The sequence below is a fragment of the Mesorhizobium sp. M7A.F.Ca.ET.027.03.2.1 genome, assembly GCF_003999175.1.
GTDB lineage: Bacteria > Pseudomonadota > Alphaproteobacteria > Rhizobiales > Rhizobiaceae > Mesorhizobium.
The window spans coordinates 1-1,539 of the sequence record NZ_RZOM01001267.1; the positions used below are offsets into that span (position 1 = coordinate 1).

Genomic DNA, 1,539 nt, shown 5'->3' on the forward strand with positions numbered 1-1,539 from the left:
GGCGGAAAACTTCCACTAGACCGCTTGCCGCACGACCCGAAAATCGGGATCGATTTTCGGAAAGGATCATGCGCAAATTAAAAGTGCTACAGCGTCCTTTGCGCATCCAAACGGACGCGCGACGCTGTAGTGGCTCCCCATAGCATGAGTCCGGAAGCTGGAAAGGGTTCGTCTCGATGAAAAAAGCCAAAGAAAGTCCCACCGCGCCAACTTCGGGGCCGCTGAAGATCAGGATCGGCGGCAAGGAGAGGGAGTTCGACATCGAAAATCCCGCGCTTCCCGACTGGGTCGAGGACAACAAGCTGACCGCCGGCGGCTATCCCTACGACAAGAAGATGAAAAGCGACGAGTATGACGAGATGCTCGAGAAGCTGCAGATCGAGTTGGTCAAGGCGCAGGCCTGGCTGCAGTCGACCGGCAAACGGGTGATGGCGCTGTTCGAGGGTCGCGATGCTGCAGGCAAGGGCGGCACGATCTTCGTGGTGCGCCAGTACCTCAATCCGCGCACGGCACGCAACGTGGCGCTGACCAAGCCGACCCCGACCGAGCTTGGGCAATGGTACTACCAGCGCTATGTCGACCACTTCCCGACTTCAGGCGAATTCGTCACCTTCGACCGCTCCTGGTACAACCGCGCCGGTGTCGAGCCGGTGATGGGTTTCTGCACCCCGCAGCAGCACGAGCAGTTTCTTGAGGAGACGCCGCATTTCGAGCGGATGATCTCCAACGAGGGCATCCACTTCTTCAAATTCTGGCTGAACATCGGCCGGGAAACGCAGCTCGAGCGCTTCCATGACCGTCGCTACAGCCCGCTGAAGAGCTGGAAGTTTTCGCCCATCGACGTTGCAGGCATCACCAAGTGGGACGACTACACCAAGGTGCGCGACACCATGTTCGAGCGCACCCACAAGGAATTCGCGCCGTGGATCATCGTACGGGCCAATGACAAGCGGCGCGCGCGGCTGGCGATCATGCGGCGCATCCTGTCGTCTCTGCCCTATGAGGGGCGCGATCTCGAAATCATCGGCAAGGAAGACAAGAAGATCATCGGCGAAGGGCCGTCATTCCTCGGCAAGCAGGATTGACGCTTCCGCGCCGCGCGGCCTTGGCCGCGCGGCGCGTTCCTTGAGGCTTTCGCTCAGGCCGCGAGCCGGGCGATGCGCTGCAATCGCCGCAGCGTGGTGTCGTCCTGCAGCGCCTGCTGGAAAAGCGAAATCTCCTGATCGATGCGGTCGCAGAGGGCCTCGGTGTTCCCTTTCAGCAGGCCGCGCGTCTGCAGCAGGGCGGCGACCGGCTTCTTGACAAGCTGTCTCGCCCGGCCGAGGGCCGCCTCCTCGACGGTGCCTCCCGGCACGATCTCCGCGACCAGGCCGAGCGCCCTGGCGTCCTCGGCGCGAAGCGTGTCGCCGAGGCAGAAGAAGCGGAAGGCACCGGCATAGCCGAGCTTCTGCGGCGCCAGGATGCTGGTCGCCGCGTCCGGCACCAGGCCGAAATCGACGAACGGCACCCTGAACGTGCTCTCATCGGACGCGATCACCA

At 62.5% G+C, this 1,539-nt stretch carries 2 protein-coding genes; one reads left to right on the forward strand and one right to left on the reverse strand.

Going from position 1 to position 1,539, the window contains the following annotated elements; all coding sequences use genetic code 11:
* Positions 1–176 precede the first annotated feature (176 nt).
* Positions 177–1,085, forward strand: a complete 909-nt coding sequence (gene ppk2 / locus EN750_RS33685; protein WP_127399223.1) for a polyphosphate kinase 2 — start codon at positions 177–179, stop codon at positions 1,083–1,085.
* 53 nt (positions 1,086–1,138) lie between these two features.
* Here the strand turns inward: ppk2 and EN750_RS33690 are convergent.
* The coding region (locus EN750_RS33690) for an enoyl-CoA hydratase-related protein (protein ID WP_245482886.1) at positions 1,139–1,539 on the reverse strand (401 nt) is incomplete at its 5' end.